The organism is Pararobbsia silviterrae (assembly GCF_003628125.1).
Classification (GTDB): domain Bacteria; phylum Pseudomonadota; class Gammaproteobacteria; order Burkholderiales; family Burkholderiaceae; genus Pararobbsia; species Pararobbsia silviterrae.
Window position 1 is genome coordinate 189,545 of record NZ_RBZU01000003.1, and the last position, 20,327, is coordinate 209,871.

17 protein-coding genes are annotated in these 20,327 nt (G+C 65.6%); 6 read left to right on the top strand and 11 right to left on the bottom strand.

The genetic code is table 11. From position 1 onward, the window contains the following. Positions 1 to 90 precede the first annotated feature (90 nt). From dnaG to D7S86_RS29930, 5 genes are all read right to left on the bottom strand, one after another. Complete coding sequence (gene dnaG / locus D7S86_RS09010) at positions 91 to 1,953, bottom strand: DNA primase (protein ID WP_121085559.1); 1,863 nt, start codon at positions 1,951 to 1,953, stop codon at positions 91 to 93. 188 nt (positions 1,954 to 2,141) lie between these two features. Beyond that, entirely contained in the window at positions 2,142 to 2,594 is a 453-nt protein-coding gene (locus D7S86_RS09015; protein ID WP_121085561.1) for a GatB/YqeY domain-containing protein, read from the bottom strand. A 152-nt stretch (positions 2,595 to 2,746) separates the two neighbouring features. Next, entirely contained in the window at positions 2,747 to 2,959 is a 213-nt protein-coding gene (rpsU, locus tag D7S86_RS09020) for a 30S ribosomal protein S21 (protein WP_121085563.1), read from the bottom strand. 102 nt (positions 2,960 to 3,061) lie between these two features. After that, positions 3,062 to 4,264, bottom strand: a complete 1,203-nt coding sequence (locus D7S86_RS09025) for a BaiN/RdsA family NAD(P)/FAD-dependent oxidoreductase (RefSeq protein ID WP_121085565.1) — start codon at positions 4,262 to 4,264, stop codon at positions 3,062 to 3,064. Next, positions 4,246 to 4,518 (bottom strand): hypothetical protein, encoded by a 273-nt coding sequence (locus D7S86_RS29930; protein WP_158601907.1) that lies wholly within the window; start codon positions 4,516 to 4,518, stop codon positions 4,246 to 4,248. Before D7S86_RS29930 ends, D7S86_RS09025 begins: the two co-directional genes overlap by 19 nt. 85 nt (positions 4,519 to 4,603) lie before the next feature. Here D7S86_RS29930 and D7S86_RS29480 point away from each other — a divergent pair, with 85 nt between their 5' ends. Further along, positions 4,604 to 5,653 (top strand): hypothetical protein, encoded by a 1,050-nt coding sequence (locus tag D7S86_RS29480; protein WP_158601908.1) that lies wholly within the window; start codon positions 4,604 to 4,606, stop codon positions 5,651 to 5,653. A gap of 160 nt (positions 5,654 to 5,813) precedes the next feature. After that, a complete protein-coding gene (tsaD, locus tag D7S86_RS09035) occupies positions 5,814 to 6,842 on the top strand; it encodes a tRNA (adenosine(37)-N6)-threonylcarbamoyltransferase complex transferase subunit TsaD (RefSeq protein WP_121086082.1) in 1,029 nt (342 codons plus the stop codon). A gap of 178 nt (positions 6,843 to 7,020) precedes the next feature. Here the strand turns inward: tsaD and dxs are convergent, their stop codons facing one another. From dxs to D7S86_RS09050, 3 genes are read right to left on the bottom strand one after another with little or no spacing between them, the layout of a single operon-like run. Continuing rightward, on the bottom strand, positions 7,021 to 8,925 hold the full coding sequence (gene dxs, locus D7S86_RS09040; protein ID WP_121085567.1) for a 1-deoxy-D-xylulose-5-phosphate synthase: 1,905 nt from the start codon (positions 8,923 to 8,925) through the stop codon (positions 7,021 to 7,023). A 47-nt stretch (positions 8,926 to 8,972) separates the two neighbouring features. Beyond that, positions 8,973 to 9,944 carry a polyprenyl synthetase family protein gene (locus D7S86_RS09045; protein WP_121085569.1) on the bottom strand — a complete coding sequence of 324 codons (972 nt, stop codon included), beginning with the start codon at positions 9,942 to 9,944 and terminating at the stop codon, positions 8,973 to 8,975. Next, positions 9,941 to 10,246, bottom strand: a complete 306-nt coding sequence (locus D7S86_RS09050; protein ID WP_121085571.1) for an exodeoxyribonuclease VII small subunit — start codon at positions 10,244 to 10,246, stop codon at positions 9,941 to 9,943. The genes D7S86_RS09045 and D7S86_RS09050 overlap by 4 nt, the downstream gene beginning before the upstream one ends. 242 nt (positions 10,247 to 10,488) lie before the next feature. Here D7S86_RS09050 and D7S86_RS09055 point away from each other — a divergent pair, with 242 nt between their 5' ends. After that, the gene (locus D7S86_RS09055) at positions 10,489 to 11,604 is read left to right on the top strand and encodes an aromatic ring-hydroxylating oxygenase subunit alpha (RefSeq protein ID WP_121085573.1); all 1,116 of its coding nucleotides are present in this window, start codon (positions 10,489 to 10,491) and stop codon (positions 11,602 to 11,604) included. 255 nt (positions 11,605 to 11,859) lie between these two features. Further along, a complete protein-coding gene (locus D7S86_RS09060; protein ID WP_121085575.1) occupies positions 11,860 to 12,729 on the top strand; it encodes a sulfurtransferase in 870 nt (289 codons plus the stop codon). Between the two features lie 168 nt (positions 12,730 to 12,897). Here the strand turns inward: D7S86_RS09060 and D7S86_RS09065 are convergent, their stop codons facing one another. Continuing rightward, the gene (locus D7S86_RS09065) at positions 12,898 to 14,364 is read right to left on the bottom strand and encodes an NAD(P)/FAD-dependent oxidoreductase (protein WP_121085577.1); all 1,467 of its coding nucleotides are present in this window, start codon (positions 14,362 to 14,364) and stop codon (positions 12,898 to 12,900) included. Positions 14,365 to 14,499: 135 nt separating this feature from the next. Then, positions 14,500 to 17,298, bottom strand: coding sequence for a DNA polymerase I (gene polA, locus D7S86_RS09070; protein WP_121085579.1), 2,799 nt, complete (start codon positions 17,296 to 17,298; stop codon positions 14,500 to 14,502). Between polA and D7S86_RS09075 the strand changes: the two genes are divergently transcribed. After that, positions 17,299 to 18,042 (top strand): LOG family protein, encoded by a 744-nt coding sequence (locus tag D7S86_RS09075; RefSeq protein WP_121085581.1) that lies wholly within the window; start codon positions 17,299 to 17,301, stop codon positions 18,040 to 18,042. Positions 18,043 to 18,217: 175 nt separating this feature from the next. Here the strand turns inward: D7S86_RS09075 and D7S86_RS09080 are convergent, their stop codons facing one another. Further along, positions 18,218 to 19,711: an AMP nucleosidase gene (locus D7S86_RS09080; protein ID WP_121086084.1), complete on the bottom strand. Its 1,494-nt coding sequence runs from the start codon at positions 19,709 to 19,711 to the stop codon at positions 18,218 to 18,220. Between the two features lie 109 nt (positions 19,712 to 19,820). On the opposite strand from D7S86_RS09080, the gene D7S86_RS09085 reads away from it, so the two are divergent. Further along, positions 19,821 to 20,324: a hypothetical protein gene (locus tag D7S86_RS09085; protein WP_240648056.1), complete on the top strand. Its 504-nt coding sequence runs from the start codon at positions 19,821 to 19,823 to the stop codon at positions 20,322 to 20,324. Positions 20,325 to 20,327: the final 3 nt, after the last annotated feature.

Genomic DNA, 20,327 nt, shown 5'->3' on the forward strand with positions numbered 1-20,327 from the left:
CCCGCCCTGGCCCGGTTCCGCGTACCGCGCGGCGCCGGATCGGGTCTCGCCGTCAGATTAAAGCCCGCTGCAAACCCTCGATTATACCAGTCACTCGCGCGCCGCCACCGGCGCGAGCCGTCTCCTGAGGTCAGCAGTTTGCCTCAGCAGATCGGCGTATTCGGTTGTCTCTTCGGAAGTCAGCTTGGACTGGCGCGACAGTCGGTCGCACCGCTCTCGTAATGCATCGTAATGAAGCTTCGCAAGCGCAGCCTGCAATTCCTCGCCGGCCACGCGCGTCTGATCCTGATAACGTTCGACCGAGCCATCCGTGTCGGGTGCGAGCACGAGATCGCGCACGTTTTCATCATAGGTCAGAATTTCGCGAAAAATCTCTTCATATACCGGCGCATTAGCCGTATTTCGAAGCACTTCCGAAAGCAATCTGAAATCCGCATGAGCGCCGAGCGCGCGGATATGCGTCAACACCTCATCGAATAATTCACGGCGCGCCGCATACCGAAGCGCCGCCCCTTCCTCATCACCGAGCACCGCCGCGCATCCCGGATACATGACAAGATTGCGCAACGCACGTTCCTCATTGCCTGTCACACGGCGGCGCGCCGCCTTCTCCGGCGCATCGCGCACGGCCCGCTGCACGGCGCCGTCGATCCCGCATAACGCCGCCACCTCGCCGAACGGCACACCCAACCGATCCGCCAGCATATGGACCACCTGCGTGCGGAACGCGTTCGGCGGCAGGGCCGCGAGCAGCGGCTTCGCCTCGAACAGCGCCTTCGCGCGGCCCTCGGGCTGGTCGAGCGGCTTGTCGGCCACAATCTCGTTGAGCAGGAACTGCGACAACGGCAGCGCCTCCTCGACCTGATGCCCGAAGGCATCCGTTCCGAACGCTCTCACGTAGCTATCCGGATCGTGCTCGGGCGGCAGAAACAGAAACCGGATCGTCCGGTTGTCCGCCGCGTGCGGCAGGCACGCATCGAGCGCGCGCCGTGCCGCGCGACGTCCCGCCTTGTCGCCGTCGAAGCTGAACACGACCGTATCGGTCTGACGCATGAGCTTCTGCACATGGATCGGCGTACACGCGGTGCCGAGCGTCGCCACCGCGTTCGGAAATCCGAGCTGCGCGAGCGCCACCACATCCATATAGCCTTCGACAACGAGCACGAAGCCTTTCTCGCGAATCGCGAGACGCGCCTCGAACAAGCCGTAGAGTTCGCTGCCCTTGTTAAATAAGGGCGTTTCCGGCGAGTTCAAATACTTGGGCTCGCCGCCGTCGAGCACACGCCCGCCGAATCCGATGACCTGACCCCGCACATTGCGGATCGGAAACATGATCCGATCGCGGAACCGGTCGTACCGCCGCGCCGCGCCGCTTTGCGCATCGGTCTTCTCGCTCACGAGTACGAGACCCGCTTCGACGAGCGCGTCCGCCTGGTAGTCGTCGAACGCGGCTTCGAGGTTCTGCCAGCCGTCGGGCGCATAACCCAGCGCGAAATCCCGGGCGACCTCGCCCGAGAGCCCGCGCTTCTTCAAATACGCGATCGCGTTCGGCGACGTCTTGAGCGTCTGTTTGTAGTAGTCGCTCGCCGCCTTCATCCGATCGACAAGACCGATCGCCTGCTTCCATTGCCCCGCGTCGCGCGCATCGCCGCCCGCGCGGGGTTCCTGCGGCACGGTCAGGCCCACGGACTGCGCGAGCTCTTCGACGGCTTCCGGGAACGTCAGCCCCGCATGCTCCATCAGGAAATTGATGGCGGTCCCGTGCGCGCCGCAGCCGAAGCAGTGATAGAACTGCTTGGTCGGGCTCACGGAAAAGGAGGGGCTCTTTTCGTTATGGAACGGACAGAGTCCCATAAAATTCGCGCCACCCTTTTTGAGCTGGACATAGCGCCCCACCACTTCGACGACGTCGATGCGGCTCAGCAAATCCTGCAGGAAGGAGTGGGGAATCAAAGCGCCTAATTACCGCAAGTCGTATCGGCCCGCGCCCGGCGATGCTGCCCGAACGCGCCCGGTCCTCTCATCCACCGGCAGCGCGCATGCCGAACGCTGCCTGCCCCGTATGTTCGCCACCGGCCCGATGTCCGGCGCGACACTGTCTTGTTTCCGTCCGCCGGCCGTCGGTCGTCGGCCGTCGTGCGCTACTTCGCGGTCAGCGCGGCCTTCACCTGCGCCGACACGGCCGTCATGTCCGCGCGGCCGGCAAGCTTGCCTTTGAGCACGCCCATGACCTTGCCCATGTCCTGCGGACCCGCCGCGCCCACCTGCGCGAGCACCGACGCGACTTCAGCCTCGATCTCGGCCGGCGTCAGTTGCTGCGGCATATAGGCCTGCAGCACGAGCAATTCGGCCTGTTCCTTGTCGACGAGATCCTGGCGCCCCGCATTCGCAAACTGCTCGATCGAGTCCTTGCGCTGCTTGACGAGCTTGTCGATCACGCTCGTGATCGCCGCATCGTCGAGTTCGATGCGATCGTCGACCTCGCGTTGTTTGATCGCGGCAAGCAACAGACGGACGGTGCCCAGGCGCTCGGTTTCGCGCGCGCGCATGGCAGCCTTCATGTCTTCGGTGATCCGTTCTTTCAAGCTGCTCATCGGCGGCAAGTCCTCAACACAAGATACTAGGAAATTAATTCACACTTCGCTCGCGCGTGCGCGGCGCGCCGTCATGCGAAACACAAAAACCCGCCTCGGAAGGTCCGAAAGCGGGTTTCGCGGTACGCGCCCGACCCGGCGGGCGCGGCCGATCAATAGAGTTTCTTCGGAAGCATCTGGCCGCGCAGCGTCTTGAAGTGACGCTTGACCGCTGCTGCCTTCTTGCGCTTGCGCTCGGATGTCGGCTTTTCGTAAAACTCCCGCGCACGCAGATCGGTCAGCAGACCGTTCTTTTCAATCGTACGTTTGAAACGACGCATCGCGACTTCGAACGGCTCGTTCTCTTTGAGGCGAATGATGGTCATGATTCGGTCGGGGCAAGTAGACAATCCGAGGGCCCACGAGTGTAGCACAGGACTTTTCGATTTCCCACCGCGGCAAACGGTCATTTTTGCCGAACCGCCCGCTCATTGCCGCTCGGCGAGCGCCTGAGCCGCGGCGACGGCCGATGCCCAAGCCCATTGGAAGTTGTAGCCGCCGAGCCAGCCCGTGACGTCGACGGCCTCGCCGATGAAATGCAGGCCCGGCACGCGCTTGGCCTCGAGGCTCGCCGACGAAAGTTCGGATGTCGAGACGCCGCCGCCCGTGACCTCCGCCTTGCGCCACCCCTCGGTCCCGGCGGGCGTGATCGTCCAGCGATTGAGCCCTTCGCCAAGCGCGCGGATCTGCCGATCGGGCAAATCCGCGAGACGCGTCTGAGGCGTCACGCCATGCACCTGCGCCCACGTCTCGGCGAGCCGCCCCGGCAGCTTTTCCGAAAGTTGGGTCACGAGTTGCTTTTTCGAGCCCGGTTTCGCAGCAAGCAGCCACTCGACCGCATCGAACGCCGGCAACAGATCGATGTTCAACGGCTGTCCGAGCGACCAGAAGCTCGAGATCTGCAGAATCGCCGGTCCGGAGAGCCCGCGATGCGTGAGCAGCAGATCCTCGAGAAACTCGCCGCGCGACTTGCCCGCCCCCGTCGAGACGCTCGCCTCGAGCGCAAGTCCGGACAGCGCGGCAAACGGGTCCCAGCCCGACGTCGTAAACGTCAGCGGGACAAGCGCGGGCCGCGGCTCGACGATCTCGAGACCGAACTGGCGCGCGAGCGCATAGGCGAAATCGGTCGCGCCGATCTTCGGAATCGACAGACCGCCCGTCGCGACAACGAGCGCGCGCGCCTCGATCTCGCCGGCGCTCGTCGAGATCGAGAAGGACGCCCCGCGGCGCACCTCGTGCACCTGCACGGGCCGGCGCCATTGGACACGCCCTGCCTCGCACTCGGCGACGAGCATGTCGATGATCTGCTCGCTCGACGCGTCGCAGAACAACTGGCCCTTGTGCTTTTCGTGAAACGCGATCCGATGCCGTTTGACGAGCGCGACGAAGTCCTGCGGCGTGTAACGCGCGAGCGCCGACCTGCAAAAGCGCGGATTGTCGGACAGATAGTTCGCGGGACCCGCATCGCGGTTCGTGAAATTGCAGCGTCCGCCGCCCGAGATCCGGATCTTTTCGGCGAGACGCGTTGCGTGGTCGATCAGCACCACGCGCAAGCCCCGCTGTCCGGCGACCGCCGCGCACATCATGCCGGCGGCCCCGGCGCCGATCACGGCTACGTCAAAATTTTCCATGGGCGCGATTGTACGTGGCCGCGCGGCCGGCTCGCCGTTTGCCGTTTGCCGCTCTCAGTGCTCAGGTCGCTGATCGACCGTGCACGCTCGTGCTCGTGCTCGCGGATGTGGATGTGGATGTGGATGTGGATGTGGATGTGGATGTGGATGTGGATGTGGATGTGGATGTGGATGTGGATGTGGATGTGGATGTGGATGTGGGCGGAATCGTCGTATCCGATCGCGACATCGCGGCGGATGCTGCCTCGGGTCAATCACGCCGACTTCGATATGCGCACGCCCCCACACACCGGTCCGCTGGCCCGTCTCTGGACGCCCCGAGCACGTCCGATCGCCCTGATGCGTGTCGACGACGCGTCCGCACCGAGCCTGTCTCGGCTCGTCGCACTCTCGCATCTCGATCCGCTCGCGCTCCAGACATGGCGCGATCGGCACGACACCGAATCGCTCGCCGCACGCGCGATGCGCATCGCCGATCTCGATCATTTCGAGTCGTGGAGCGCGTCGTGCGCACTGCAAACCTACTTCGACGCGCTGCCCGCCGACCTCGATGCCCCGTCGACCTCGCCTTTCATCGACCTCGCCCGGGCACGCGTCGCCACGCTCGCGGAAAAGGTCGGTCTCGACGTACCGCACGCGCTCGCGCTGCTGCGCGGCAATCCCGCCGGACGCCCGCGCGCGTCGCGCCTGAACGACGCACAGCAGCTCGCGTTTCTCGATCTCGTGGCCACGCCTGAACGCGAGCGCACGCTCGTACAACTCGTCGATGCGGGCGTCATGCATGCGGCGGGCCTCTCGACCGGTCCGTATCGGACGGTCGTCCACGAACGGTTCCACAACTATCACATCGAAATGCGCCGGCGCCTGAGACCGCGCGCCGACGATGCGACGCTGATTCGCGACAGCCGCCGCGCTTTGACGAGCGATGATTTCGTGCGTCGCTGGTTCAAGTACGGCTACTGCAACACGCACACCCTCGGCGCGTGGACGCCCGACATCAACTGGACGTTTTCGCGCATCCAGGGCCCCGTGCATCGCCCCGTCTTCGACGCCCTCGACCTCAGCCATTCGAATATGGACGACGCGCATGTCTTCAATCCGTCCTTCGCGCAGGCCCGCCTTACGGGCGTCACGATGGCGCGAAGCGTGATCCAGCGCGACGTCGCGCTCGACCAGGCGCCTTGGCAGACATGGATCGACGCGCTGAGATCGGCAGGCGTCGAAGGCCTGGATGTCGCGCGGTGCGTCGCGCATACCGGCCGCGTGCGTTACCTCGACGGCGGCGAGGGACGCTACGAGCGCGTTCAACTGCCGGATCGCCCCGCCCGCGGCTGGCGCGCCCACGTCCGGATATCGCGATGGCTTTCGAGCCTTCGATCGCCAAGCTGAACCTTCGTGCATGCGCGCCGCCGCGTCGTCGCAACGGCACGTGCGCACCGCGGCGCCGCTCGCATCGACGGCGAACCCTCGCGGCTCGAGCCGCGCGCCGCCCGACTATAATGACGCCTTTGCAACACGCACTTCCGCGCGCCGCGCGCCCATCCCCTCCATGCTTGTCCTCGGCCTCGAAAGCTCCTGCGATGAAACCGGCCTCGCGCTCTACGACACCGAGCGCGGCTTGCTCGCCCACGCGCTGCACTCGCAGATCGCGATGCATCGCGAATACGGCGGCGTCGTCCCCGAGCTCGCGTCGCGCGACCACATCCGCCGCGCGCTGCCGCTGCTCGAACAGGTGCTCGATCAATCGAACCGCGCCCTCGCGGACGTCGATGCGATCGCGTTCACGCAAGGCCCGGGACTCGCGGGCGCGCTGCTCGTCGGCGCGAGCATCGCGAACGGGCTTGCGCTTGCACTGCGCAAACCCGTGATCGGCATTCATCATCTCGAAGGCCATCTGCTGTCGCCGCTGCTCGTCGACGCGCCGCCCGCGTTTCCGTTCGTCGCCTTGCTCGTCTCGGGCGGTCACACGCAGTTGATGCGCGTGACCGACGTCGGCCAATACGAAACGCTCGGCGAAACGCTCGACGACGCCGCGGGCGAAGCATTCGACAAGACGGCCAAATTGCTGGGACTCGGCTATCCGGGCGGCCCCGAAGTGTCGCGGCTCGCCGAATTCGGCACGCCTGGCGCGGTCGTGCTCCCTCGGCCGATGCTGCATTCAGGCGATCTCGACTTCAGCTTCAGCGGACTCAAGACCGCCGTGCTGACGGCCGTGCGCAAGCTCGGCGCGAACGTCTGCGAACAGGACAAGGCCGATATCGCGCGCGGATTCGTCGACGCGGCCGTCGACGTGCTCGCGGCCAAGGCGATTGCGGCGCTCAAGCAGACGCGGCTCAAGCGGCTCGTCGTCGCGGGCGGCGTCGGCGCGAACCGTCAGCTACGCGAGGCCCTGAATGCCGCCGCGAAGCGGCGCGGCTTCGCCGTGCATTATCCCGACCTCGCGCTCTGCACGGACAACGGCGCGATGATCGCGCTCGCGGGCGCGTTGCGCCTCGCGCGCTGGCCCGAGCAAGCGCAGCACGCCTATGCGTTCACCGTCAAACCACGCTGGGATCTGAGCACGCTCGCGACGCAGTAGCCGACGCGCGGCAACAAGCTCGACGCCTCACGATGCGCGTCGACGCGCATCGCCCCAAAAAGACAACACCCCGAAGATCGGACCTGCGTCCAATGTTCGGGGTGCGATATAAATCGACAAATACGCGATCGAAAACCGCGCGATCGAGAACGGCGAGTCCGCCGTCCCGATCCCTCGTTCAAGCGACGAGCTTCGCGACGCTGCTCTTGTCGCCCGTCTCGCTGGCAAAGAAACGCTGACGGATCGACGCGGCAATGCCGTTCGCGTCGAGACCGCAGGCCGACAACAGCTTCGCGGGATCGCCGTGATCGATGAACGTGTCGGGCAAGCCCAACTGAAGCACCGGGCGATTCAAGCCACTCTCGAGCAGGCTTTCGACGCACGCGCTGCCCGCTCCGCCCATCACGCAGCCTTCCTCGACGGTCACGAGCACATCGTGCGTCGCCGCGAGTTCGCGGATCAGCGCATGATCGATCGGCTTGACGAAGCGCATGTTCGCGACGGTCGCATCCAGGGCGTGACCGGCCTCGATACTCGGCGCGACCATCGTGCCGAACGCGAGAATCGCGATCCGGTGACCGGCCGGCTTGGCCGACTCGCGCACGACGACACCCTTGCCGACGGGCAGCGCCGCAAGATGCTTGACCGTCTCGACGCCCGTCCCCGCGCCGCGCGGATAACGCACCGCCGTCGGCCCCTCGATCGACAAGCCCGTATGCAGCATCTGGCGGCATTCGTTTTCATCGGCCGGCGCCATGACGGTCATGTTCGGGACGCAGCGCAGATAGGCGATGTCGTAGACGCCCGCGTGCGTCGCGCCATCCGCGCCGACGAGGCCCGCGCGGTCGATCGCGAACAGCACCGGCAGATTCTGCAGCGCGACGTCGTGAATCAGCTGGTCATACCCGCGCTGGAGGAACGTCGAATAGATCGCGACGACGGGCTTGAGCCCCTCGGTCGCGAGGCCGCCCGCGAACGTTACGGCATGCTGTTCGGCGATGCCGACGTCGAAATAGCGCTCGGGATAGCGCTGCTCGAATTCGACCATTCCCGAGCCTTCGCGCATCGCGGGCGTGATGCCCACCACGCGCGGATCAAGCTCGGCCGCATCGCAGAGCCATTCGCCGAAGACCTGCGTGTACGTCTTGCGGCCCGGCTTCGACGGCTTGATCCCTTCGACGGGATTGAACTTGCTCGCGCCGTGGTAAAGCACGGGGTCGGCTTCCGCAAGCTTGTAGCCCTGCCCCTTCTTCGTGACCACGTGCAGGAACTGGGGCCCCTTGAGTTCCTTGATGTTCTGCAGCGTCGGGATCAACGATTCGAGATCGTGGCCGTCGATCGGCCCGATGTAGTTGAAGCCGAATTCCTCGAACATCGTCGCCGGCACGACCATGCCCTTCGCGTGCTCCTCGATACGGCGCGCGAGTTCGAGCACGGGCGGCGCGACGCTCAACACGCGCTCGACGCCCTTCTTCGCGGCCGCGTAGAAGCGGCCCGACATGAGTCGCGCGAGGTAGCGGTTCAGCGCGCCGACCGGCGGCGAGATCGACATATCGTTGTCGTTGAGCACGACGAGCAGCGGCAGATCGTCGGCGACACCGCCGTTGTTCAGCGCCTCGAACGCCATGCCCGCGGTCATCGCGCCGTCGCCGATCACGGCGATCGAAAAGCGCGATTCGCCCTTGATCTTCGACGCATGCGCCATGCCGAGCGCGGCCGAGATCGACGTGCTCGAGTGCGCCGTGCCGAACGTGTCGAACTGCGACTCGTCGCGACGCGGAAAGCCCGAAATGCCGCCGGCCTGACGCAGCGTATGCATGCGCTCGCGACGGCCCGTCAGGATCTTGTGCGGGTAGGTCTGATGACCGACGTCCCAGACGATCCGATCGTTGGGCGTGTCGAACACATAGTGGAGGGCGATCGTGAGCTCGACCGTGCCGAGATTCGACGACAGGTGCCCGCCGGTTTGTGCCACGCTTTCGAGCAGGAAAGCGCGCAGTTCTTCGGCGAGCGGCGTCAGGTCACGGCGGTCCAGCTTTCGCAGTGCGACGGGGTCGTCGATGGTTTTGAGCAAGTCGTACATCGTTGTTCGCTTCCAGGAATCTTCGGCGGTCCAAGACCGTCTGGCTTTTAGTTCGCGCGTTCGACCACGAGGTCGGCAAGCTGCGCGAGCCGTTCGGCGCGTTCGCCGAACGGAGCCAGCGCCGCGTGCGCGTCGGCCTGCAACTGACGCGCGAGCGCGCGCGCCTCGTCGAGTCCGAGCAGCGATACGTAGGTCGGTTTGTTGTCCTTCTCGTCCTTGCCGGCCGTCTTGCCGAGCGTCGCCGAATCGGCCGTCACGTCGAGAATGTCGTCGACGACCTGAAACGCGAGACCGACCGCCGCGCTATATCGCTCGATACCGGCCGCGAGCGTCCGTGCATCGACCTGATCGGCCACGGCCGCGCCGCCCGCGTCTCCGTCTGTTTTGCCGATCGACGCCGCCGCCGCGCCTGCATCGAGGCTTTCGGGCGCATCGTCGCCGCACAGAGCGCCCATGCGGACCGCGGCGCGCAGCAGCGCGCCCGTCTTCATCCGATGCATCTTTTCGAGCGACACGCGGTCGAGCGCGACGCCGACGCTCGCGAGATCGATCGCCTGCCCGCCGGCCATGCCGAGCGAGCCGCTCGCAAGCGCGAGCTCGCGCAGCAGCGCGGCCTTGCGCGCCGCGGCGACGGGCGCTTCGCTGAGCGCGATAAAGGCCTGCGATTGCAACGCGTCGCCGACGAGCAACGCCGTGGCTTCGTCATATTGGACGTGGACGGTCGGCTTGCCGCGGCGCATCGAGTCATCGTCCATCGCGGGCATGTCGTCGTGCACGAGCGAATAGACGTGGATCATCTCGATCGCCGCCGCCGCGGCGTCGAGCGCCTGCGGCGACGCGCCCGTCAGCAGCCCGGCCGCGTGCACGAGCAGCGGCCGCACGCGTTTGCCGCCGCCGAGCGTCGTGTACCGCATCGCGTCATGCAGACGCCGGGGCTCGATCTCGGCCGACGGCAAGCGCGCGTCGAGCGCGGCCTCGGTCCGCGCGAGCACCGCGCGAGTCCATTCGTTGAAATTCATGCATCGTCCTCATCGGTCGCCAAGGGTTTGAGGACTTCGCCATCGAGAACCCGCACCTGCTGCTCGACCTTCTCCAGTTGTTGCTGGCAGAACGAGACCAGTTGCGAGCCGCGGCGGTAGGCGCTCAATGAATCCTCGAGCGACAGCGCACCGCCTTCCATTTGCGCGACGAGCGTCTCGAGTTCGGCCACAGCCGCCTCGTAGCTCACCGGCTGTTCGCCGGTCGTGGGGGTCGCGGCCGAAGCGCCGATGCCCGTGCCGGCGGGCGCTTCGGATCGATTCGGGGTAGCGGTGTTCGCCATGTTAGTTAGTGAGATTACGGCCAAGTCCGTCATTCTACGGTAAAACAGCGCGGTTCCGCCCCACGGACCCTGCCCGGTCGACCGACGTGCGGGCATTTTCCCGACGAAATCAGGGACTTAACTCAAACTGAATACCTAAACAATCCCCCCAAACGAGCCCGCGCAGGTATAATCGCCGGTTTCCCCAAATCGAGTATTCGATGGTTGGGTTGTTCACTGCTTTCGCGCATTTGGGAGTGGGAATGTCCAATCTGAGCACTGCTGTTCAGCTTAAGTCCATTCAGAGCCAGTTGCCGGTCACGGCATATTTCGATCCCGCCCTGCTTGACCAGGAGATCGAAACGTTGTTCAAGCGCGGACCGCGCTATATCGGTCACGAATTGATGGTGCCGGAAGCCGGCGACTACTACGCACTGCCCAGCGAGGCCGAAGGGCGCGTACTCGTTCGCAATGCGGACTCCATCGAACTGCTGTCCAATGTGTGCCGCCATCGTCAGGCGATCATGCTCAACGGGCGCGGCCATACGCAGAACATCGTGTGTCCGCTGCACCGCTGGACGTACGACCTCGAAGGTCAGTTGCTCGGCGCGCCGCACTTTCCCGACAATCCGTGCCTCGATCTCGGACGCACGCGTCTGCAGAACTGGCAAGGCTTGCTGTTCGAGCAATCGGGCCGCAACGTCGCGCGCGATCTCGCGAATCTCGGGACGCGCCATCACTTCGACTTTTCGGACTTCCGGTTCGATCACGCCGAAGTGCATGACTGCGACTACAACTGGAAGACGTTCATCGAGGTCTACCTCGAGGACTATCACGTCGTGCCCTTCCATCCGGGCCTCGGCAGCTTCGTCTCGTGCGACGATCTGCGCTGGGAGTTCGGCGACTGGTACAGCGTGCAGACCGTGGGCGTGCACCAGGATCTCGCGAAGCCCGGCAGCCCGACCTACCGGAAATGGCACGACGCCGTGCTCAAGTTCCGCGAGGGCACGCCGCCCGAGTTCGGGGCGATCTGGATGGTGTATTACCCGGGCCTCATGATCGAGTGGTATCCGCATGTGCTCGTCGTGTCGTGGCTGATCCCGCGCGGACCGCAGAAGACGACGAATATCGTCGAGTTCTACTACCCCGAGGAAATCGCGCTGTTCGAGCGCGAGTTCGTCGAGGCCGAACGCGCCGCGTATATGGAAACCGCGCGCGAGGACGACGAGATCGCCGAGCGCATGGATGCGGGCCGTCACGCGCTGATGATGCGCGGCGAGTCGCAGGTCGGTCCGTACCAGAGCCCGATGGAAGACGGCATGCAGCACTTCCACGAGTTCTACCGCCGCGAGATGGAGGCGGCCGGCGCCGCAATCTGAGGCGTGATCGGGCGCCCCGCGCGCCGTCATCGAACGTGCGAAAGGACTGTCCTCGGACAGTCCTTTTTTCATCTCGCGCCGGTTCGTCCGACCGACGCGCACGCACGCGGCGCGCGCCGTCGATCCCAAGCTGTGACATCATCACCGAACCGGCCGCCGCATCGCAGGCGCAGAAACGTCGGCGCCTCGTCGCCCCACCGCGCCCCACCGCCCCGATACGCGCCAACCCCACACAAGGTCGCCATAGAGGTCGCCATGTCGCACTCGCATTTCACCACCCTGATTTCCGCGTCCAATCTCGCCGAGCGGCTCGCCGCCGCGCCCGACTCGGTCTATCTCGCCGACTGCCGGTTCGATCTCGCGGACACGGCCGCCGGCGAACGCGCCTTTGCGGCGGGCCATCTGCCCGGCGCCCGCTATTTCCATCTCGACACCGATCTATCGGGCCCGAAGAGCGGCAAGAACGGACGTCACCCGCTGCCCGACCGCCACGCGCTCGCGCGGCACTTCGGCGATCGCGGCATGACCAACGACGTCCAGATCGTCGCCTACGACGCGCACGGCGGCATGTACGCGGCCCGCCTCTGGTGGCTGCTGCGCTGGCTCGGCCACGACTCGGCCGCGGTGCTCGACGGCGGCCTCGACGCGTGGACGCGGGCCGGTCTCGCGCTGTCGACCGACGTGCCCGCCGAGACCGCGCGTGCGTTCTCGCATCGCGCGCCGCTGGCCGTCACGATCGACGTCACGGGCATCGAGCGCAATCTGAGCACGCACGAACACCTCGTCGTCGATGCGCGCGCGGCCGATCGGTATCGCGGCGAAAACGAGACGATCGACCGCGTCGGTGGACATATCCCGGGCGCGCGGAACCGGCCGTTCAAGGACAATCTGCAAAGCGACGGCCGCTTCAAGCCCGCTCACACGCTGCGAGACGAATTCCACGACGTCCTCGGCACGGGTTCGCCCGAGCGCGCGGTCATGCAATGCGGATCGGGTGTCACGGCGTGTCATAACCTGCTCGCGATGGAAGTCGCGGGGCTGCACGGCGCCGCGCTCTATGGCGGTTCGTGGAGCGAGTGGTCGGCCGAGACGACGCGCCCCGTCGCGACGGGGCCGAATCCCTGAGCGGCGCCGCGGCATCGCATCCGGTACGCAGGTTCAGACCACGCGGTGCACACGCGCATCGGACGATGCGCATGCCACGTCTTCGGATCGCGACGCACGCGTGCGACCGCACGGGGTGACCGTACGGGGCGACCGCAAGGGACCACCGCGGGGAACTACCGCGGGGACTCAGTGCAGTTTCACGCGCGGCATCGTCGAACGACGCAGCCAATGCGCGATCGCGTCGAGCATCATGCGCGGATAGCCGTGCAAGGCGGCGATATGCAGGCGGTATAACGACATGTACATGAAGCGCGCGAACAAGCCTTCGACGAACATGCTGCCGCCGATCAGCCCGCCCATCAGACTGCCGACCGCGCTGAAGCGTCCGAGCGAGACGAGCGAGCCCAGATCGCGGTACTCGAAGGCGCCGAGCGGCTTGCCGTCCATCTGACGCAACAGCGCCTCGAACAGAAAACTCGCCTGCTGATGCGCGGCTTGCGCGCGCGGCGGCACGCGCCGCTCGGACGTGCCCCACGCGCAGCTCGCGCAGTCGCCCAACGCGAACACCGCGTCGTCGGTCTCGGTCTGCAGCGTCGGACGCACGAGCACCTGCCCGAGCCGGTTCGTCGCGAGCCCATCGAGTTGCGCGAGCATCGGCGATGCCTTGATGCCGGCCGCCCACACGACGAGATCGGCCGGCACATGGAGGCCGCCGGCAAGCTGCAGTCCGTCGGCGACAACGGCTTCGACGCGCGCGTCGAGCATCACGCTCACACCGAGCCCGGTCAGCAGCTTGCGCGTTTCCTCGGACAAGCGCTCCGACAACGCCGGCAACAGACGCGGCCCCGCCTCGACCAGGGTGATCGACAAATCGTGCCGCGGATCGATATCGTGGAGCCCGTACGCGGCGAGCACCTGCGCGGTATTGCGCAATTCGGCCGACAGCTCGACCCCGGTCGCGCCGCCGCCGACGATCGCGACGCGCACTTCGGCGCTACGCGGCGAGGCATCCGAGGCGCGCGCCGCGCCGGCGGCTGCCGAGGCGCCCGCGCGTGCGTCCGGTTCGGCGCGAACGTCCGCGCGCGTCGGCGCCGAATCGGCGCCGGTATCGTCTTCCCAGCCGGCGTCGCCGTCGCCCGACGGCACGCGCTCCTGACTCGCATGCCAATGCCGCGCGCGCAGGCACAACGCGACGAGTCGACGCCGGAAGCGCTCGGCTTGCGCAACGGTATCCAGCGCGATGGCATATTGATCGGCGCCGGGCACGCCGAAGAAATGGGTCGTACTGCCGACGGCGAGCACGAGCGTGTCGTACGGAATCTCCCGCACGGGGAGCAATAGCGTGCCGTCCTCGTCGCGCAACTCGCCGATACGAACAACCCGACGCGCGCGATCGAGGCCCGTGAGTTCGCCCTGCTGGAATTCGAAGCCATGCCAGCGCGCTTGCGCCGCGTATTCGAGCTGATGCGTGAACGGATCCATGCTGCCCGCCGCGACTTCGTGCAGCAACGGCTTCCAGACATGCGTCGGATACCGGTCGACCAGCACGACTTCCGCCTGCGGCACGCGCCTGCGCGACCCGAGACGGTCACCGAGCCGCGTGACCAGTTCCAGACCGCCCGCTCCGCCGCCCACCACCACGATTCGCTGCATGGCTATCCCTCCGTATGACCGAGACGAGATCCGCTCCATCGCGCCGGCGCTGCAGCGGCAGCCCTGCGTGCCCGCAACGCGTACGTCCGAGGCGCGCCGGACATCGTATCGCGCGCCTTGCGAGGCTGCGCGACGTCAGTGCGCTTCTTCCCAGTTCATGCCCGAGCCGAGCTCGGCCACGAGCGGCACCTTGAGTTCGGCCACGCCGCACATGAGTTCGGGCAGTTTGACGCGCACCTCCTCGAACTCGGCGTCGGGCACTTCGAGCACGAGTTCGTCATGGACCTGCATGATCATCAGACTGCGCCGCTGCGCGGTCGTCAGCCAGTCCTGCACGGCAATCATCGAGAGCTTGATCAGATCGGCGGCCGTGCCCTGCATCGGCGCATTGATCGCCGCGCGTTCGGCGGCCTGCCGGCGCGGACCGTTGCCGCCGTTGATCTCGGGCAGCCAGAGCCGGCGGCCGAACACGGTCTCGACATAGCCGTACTCGCGCGCGTTCTGACGCGTTTCTTCCATATACGCGGCGACGCCCGGATAACGCGCGAAATAGCGATCGATATAGAGCTTCGCCGCGTCGCGCGCGATGCCGAGATTCGACGCGAGTCCGAACGCGCTCATGCCGTAGATCAAGCCGAAATTGATCGTCTTCGCGACGCGCCGCTGGTCAGCGCTGACCTCGAGCGGCGTCACGCCGAAGATCTCGGCCGCCGTCGCGCGATGGATATCCTCGCCAGCCGCGAACGCGCGCAGCAGATTCGCGTCGCCCGAGATATGCGCCATGATCCGCAGCTCGATCTGCGAATAGTCGGCCGATACGATACGGCTTCCGGGCGGCGCGACGAAGGCCTCGCGAATCCGGCGTCCTTCCTGCGTGCGCACGGGAATGTTCTGCAGATTCGGATCGTTCGACGCGAGCCGGCCCGTGACCGCGACAGCCTGCGCATAGTTCGTATGCACACGGCCCGTCGCGGCATTGATCATGCGCGGCAGCTTGTCCGTGTACGTCGACTTGAGTTTCGACAGGCCGCGGTAATCGAGCAGCAGCTTGGGCAGCGGATAGTCTTCGGCGAGCTTCTGAAGCACCTCTTCATCGGTCGACGGCGAACCGCTCGGCGTCTTCTTGACGACGGGCAGCTTGAGCTTCTCGAAGAAAATCTCGCCGATCTGCTTCGGCGAGTTCAGGTTGAATTCGCCTTCCGCGAGTTCGAACGCCTGCTTCTCGAGATCGATGAGCTTCGCGCCGATCTCGCTGCTCTGCGCTTCGAGCCGCTGCGCGTCGATCAGCACGCCGTTGCGCTCGATCTGCCAGAGCACGCGCGACACCGGCACCTCGATCGTCGAATAGACGCGCTCGAGTCCGGCGTCCTTCCTGACGAGCGGAAACAGGCACTCGTGCAGACGCAGCGTGATATCGGCGTCCTCGGCCGCATACTCGGTCGCGCGTTCGACACTCACTTCATCGAAGCCGATCTGCGACGCGCCCTTGCCGCAGACGTCCTCGTACTTGATCGTCTTGAGGCCGAGATGGCGCAACGCGAGACCATCCATATCGTGCGAGCGATGCGACTCGACGACATACGATTCGAGCATCGTGTCGTGCACGATGCCCGCGAGCCGGATGCCGTGGTTCGCGAGCACATGCGCGTCGTACTTGAGGTTCTGGCCGACTTTCTTCCGCTCGGGATGTTCGAGCCACGGCTTGAGCCGCGCGAGCACGTCGTCGATCGGCAGTTGGTCGGGCGCGTCGGGGCCCCGATGCGAGAGCGGCAGATACGCGGCCTCGCCCGCCTTGACCGAGAACGACATGCCGACGAGCCGCGCCTGCATCGGTTCGAGCGACGTCGTCTCCGTATCGAACGCGGTCAGGTCGGCCGCTTCGATTTTCGCGAGCCATGCGTCGAATGCGTCCCAGGTCTGGATCGCTTCGTACGTCTTGACGATCTCGGACGCGGGCTGCAGATCGAGTTCGGGCGCGAGCGCTTCGGCCGGCGCGTCGCCGAGTCCGAGACTGCCCTGCGCGCCGTCGGCGCCGTCCTGCTTGCCGTGCGCGGCGGCTTCGGCTTCGCGCAGCCAGGTCTTGAAGCCATGACGCCGGTAGACGTCGCGCATCGCGTCGGTCGATTCGGACCGCGTCTCGAGCGAGGCCTCGATCGTCTCGACATGCGGCACGAGATTGCAATCGGTATCGACGGTCACGAGGCGGCGCGCGGTCGGCAGGAAGTCAAGCGCGCGACGCAGGTTGTCGCCGACCGCGCCCTTGATCTCGCCCGCGTGCTCGATCACGCCGTCGAGCGAATCGTAAGCCGTCAACCATTTGACCGCCGTCTTCGGGCCGCACTTGTCGACGCCGGGCACGTTGTCGACGGTATCGCCGATCAACGACAGATAGTCGATGATGCGATTCGGCGGCACGCCGAACTTCGCGAGCACGCCGGCGGGATCGAGCGTCTCGTTGCTCATCGTGTTGACGAGCTTCACGTGCTCGGTCACGAGCTGCGCGAGATCCTTGTCGCCCGTCGAGACAACGACGTTCATGCCGTTCGCTTCGGCGCGCCGCGCGAGCGTGCCGATGACGTCGTCGGCCTCGACGCCCTCGACCATCACGAGCGGCCAGCCGAGCGCGCGCACGGCGACGTGGATCGGATCGATCTGACGCGCGAGGTCCTCGGGCATCGACGGCCGGTTCGCCTTGTACTGATCGTAGATGTCGTCGCGAAACGTCTTTCCTTTAGCGTCGAATATGCACGCGCTATACTCTGCCGCATACTCTTTGCGCAGACGCCGCAGCATATTGATCATGCCGTACAGTGCACCCGTGGGTTCGCCTTCCGGGCCGCGCAAGTCCGGCATCGCGTGGTAGGCCCGATATAGATAGCTCGAGCCGTCGACCAATAACAGGGTCTTTCCGTCCAGGTTGGGTTGCACAGACATATGAACAAGAGAAAAGTGATTCCGAGTCTGCGGTCGATCGCAGATCAAGAGAAAGCGACAGCCAAGAAAGCCCGCGCGTCGTGGCAGATGTTCACGATTATGGCAGAGTTCATCGAGGCGACGGAGTACCTGTCCGAGATCCGTCCGGCTGTCAGCATCTACGGTTCGGCACGCATCAAACCGAACACCGAGTACTACAAGCTCACGACGACGATTGCCCGAAAATTGTCCGACGCGGGCTTCGCGGTGATCTCGGGCGGCGGCCCGGGCATCATGGAAGCCGCCAATAAAGGCGCGCACGCGGGCAAGGCGCCGTCGGTCGGTCTCAATATCGAATTGCCGCACGAGCAGCACGGCAATCCGTGGCAGGACATCTCACTGCGATTCCGGCATTTCTTCACGCGCAAGGTCACGTTCGTCAAGAATTCCGACGCGGTCATCGTGATGCCCGGCGGCTTCGGCACGCTCGACGAGCTCGCCGAAGTGCTTACGTTGATCCAGACGAAGAAGTCGCGTCACGTGCCGATCGTGCTCGTCGGTTCGAAGTTCTGGGAAGGCCTGCTCGACTGGTTCAAGGGCAGCCTGATCCCGATGGGCCTGATCGGCGAGAACGACATCGATCTCATGAAGGTGACCGACGATCCCGACGAGGTGCTCGAACACGTGCTCGCATTCTACGAAGAACGCGGCGCGCCGACCGAGGTGCCCGCGAAGAGCGACGACGATCGGATGTTCTATCTGTAGTCCGTCGGACGTCGAGGCCTTTGAAACTTCGGAGGCTTTCGACACGCGCGCGCGTTGCGCGGTGTCGGTCGCGTCATGCGATCGACACGTGCTTGAGCGGCGTACGCCGCGTGCCATGCACGCGGCGCGTCGAAACGGGTGCTTGACCCGTCCCGAACGCCGATCGGCCCGCGGCCTACTGGAACGCGACTTCGGCGAAGCTCCGCAGCTTGCGGCTGTGCAGCTTCGCGAGCCCGTTCTCGCGCAGCAGTTCCATCGCACGCACGCCGATCTGCAGATGCTGACCGACCTGGGCGCTATAGAACTGATCGGCCATACCCGGCAGCTTGAGTTCGCCGTGCAGCGGCTTGTCCGATACGCAGAGCAAGGTGCCGTAGGGCACGCGGAAGCGGAAGCCGTTCGCGGCGATCGTCGCGCTTTCCATATCGAGCGCGATCGCGCGGCTTTGTGAAAGCCGCATGACCGGCTCGCGATGATCGCGCAATTCCCAGTTCCGGTTGTCGACGCTCGCGACCGTGCCCGTGCGCATCACGCGCTTGAGTTCGGGCCCTTCGAGACGCGTGACGTCGGCGACCGCGCGTTCGAGCGCGACCTGGATCTCGGCGAGGTTCGGCACGGGCACCCAGAGCGGCAGATCTTCATCGAGCACGTGGTCCTCGCGCACATAGCCGTGCGCGAGCACGTAGTCTCCCAGACGCTGCGTGTTGCGCAGGCCCGCGCAGTGACCGAGCATGACCCACGCATGCGGGCGCAGCACCGCGACGTGATCGGTGATCGTCTTCGCGTTCGACGGCCCGACGCCGATATTGACCATCGTGATGCCGCTGCCGTCGGTCCGCTTGAGGTGGTATGCCGGCATCTGCGGCAGGCGCGCGGGCGGCGAACCGTGTCCGGCGTCGCCGCTGAGGTTCGCGTTGTAGGTCGTCACGTCGCCGGGTTCGACGAACGCCGAATACTGGCTCCGGTATTCGCGCTCGACGGGATCGTCGGTCTTCTCCATGAGCTTGAGACCGAGCTTCACGAACTCGTCGATATAGAACTGATAGTTCGTATAAAGCACGTAGTTCTGGAAATGCGTCGGCGAAGTCGCCGTGTAGTGACGCAGCCGGTGCAGCGAAAAATCGACGCGCGCGGCCGTGAACAGCGCGAGCGGCCGCGGCGCGCCTTCGGGCGGCTCGTAGGTGCCGTTGACGATACGATCGTCGAGCGCCGCGAGATCGGGCACGTCGAAGATGTCGCGGATCATGCGCAGACGCTCGGGACTCAGATCGCCTTCGAGATGGATCCCTTCCGAGAACGCGAAATGCACGGGAATCGGCTGGTCGGACTGCCCGACCTCGATCGCGACCCGATGGTTCTTGGCGAGCAGACGCAGTTGCTGGCGATAGTAGTCGCCGAACAGGTCGGGACGCGTCAACGTCGTCTCGAACACCCCGGGGCCCGACACGAAGCCGTACGAATGGCGCGAATCGATGTTCGCGTTGAGATCGGTACGCACGCGCACGAACGGATAGTACGCATGGATACGTCCATCGAACTGCTCGCCGCGCCGATAACGCGCGAATGCGTCGCGCAATGCCGCGGTGTTCGTTTCATAGATCGTCGTCGCGCGCGCCACGGCTTCGGCGGGATCGGCGATCAGTTCGGTTTCGAACGGCTTATGGCTCATCGTCAATCACTCTGGGTTGTCTTCGGGCATTATCGCCTCGATTTCGGTATTCCTGGCCGGGCCGCCCCTTCGGTTTGCTAGAATCGCCGCATCAGAACGGAGAATCACAATGAAGCCGCTCCTCGTCGCAGCCGGCGCGCTCTGCGCATCGCTCGCCTTTGCCGCGACTCCCGTATCCGCGGCATCGCCCGGTCAGGACAACTCGCTTGCCGTCCCTCCCCAAGTCGACGCGCCGCCGTCGGGCGACGCCGCGAGCGCGCAGCCCGAAGTGCGGCCGCCGAACACGGCGCCGAGCGCCGAGCATCTGTCGCCGAACGAGCAGGCGGGTCTGCCGGATCTCGACAAGATCAATCGCACGCCCACGGCCAATGGCAGCGCGAGCTCGAAGGTCGAGTTCACGGACCAGCGGCAGCCGAGCTTCCATACGAAGGAACGCGACGGCACCGAGATCACCGAGTATCGCGACCGCGGCAAGCCGACCGAGATCGACGTGCACTCGGGTTTCGGCACGAGCTATCAGATGACCCCGCCGCCGGACAACACGCCGAACATCCCGAACTCCGGCAACGGACCCAGCACGGGCCGACTCCCGTCAATCCATATCTCCTATTGAGTG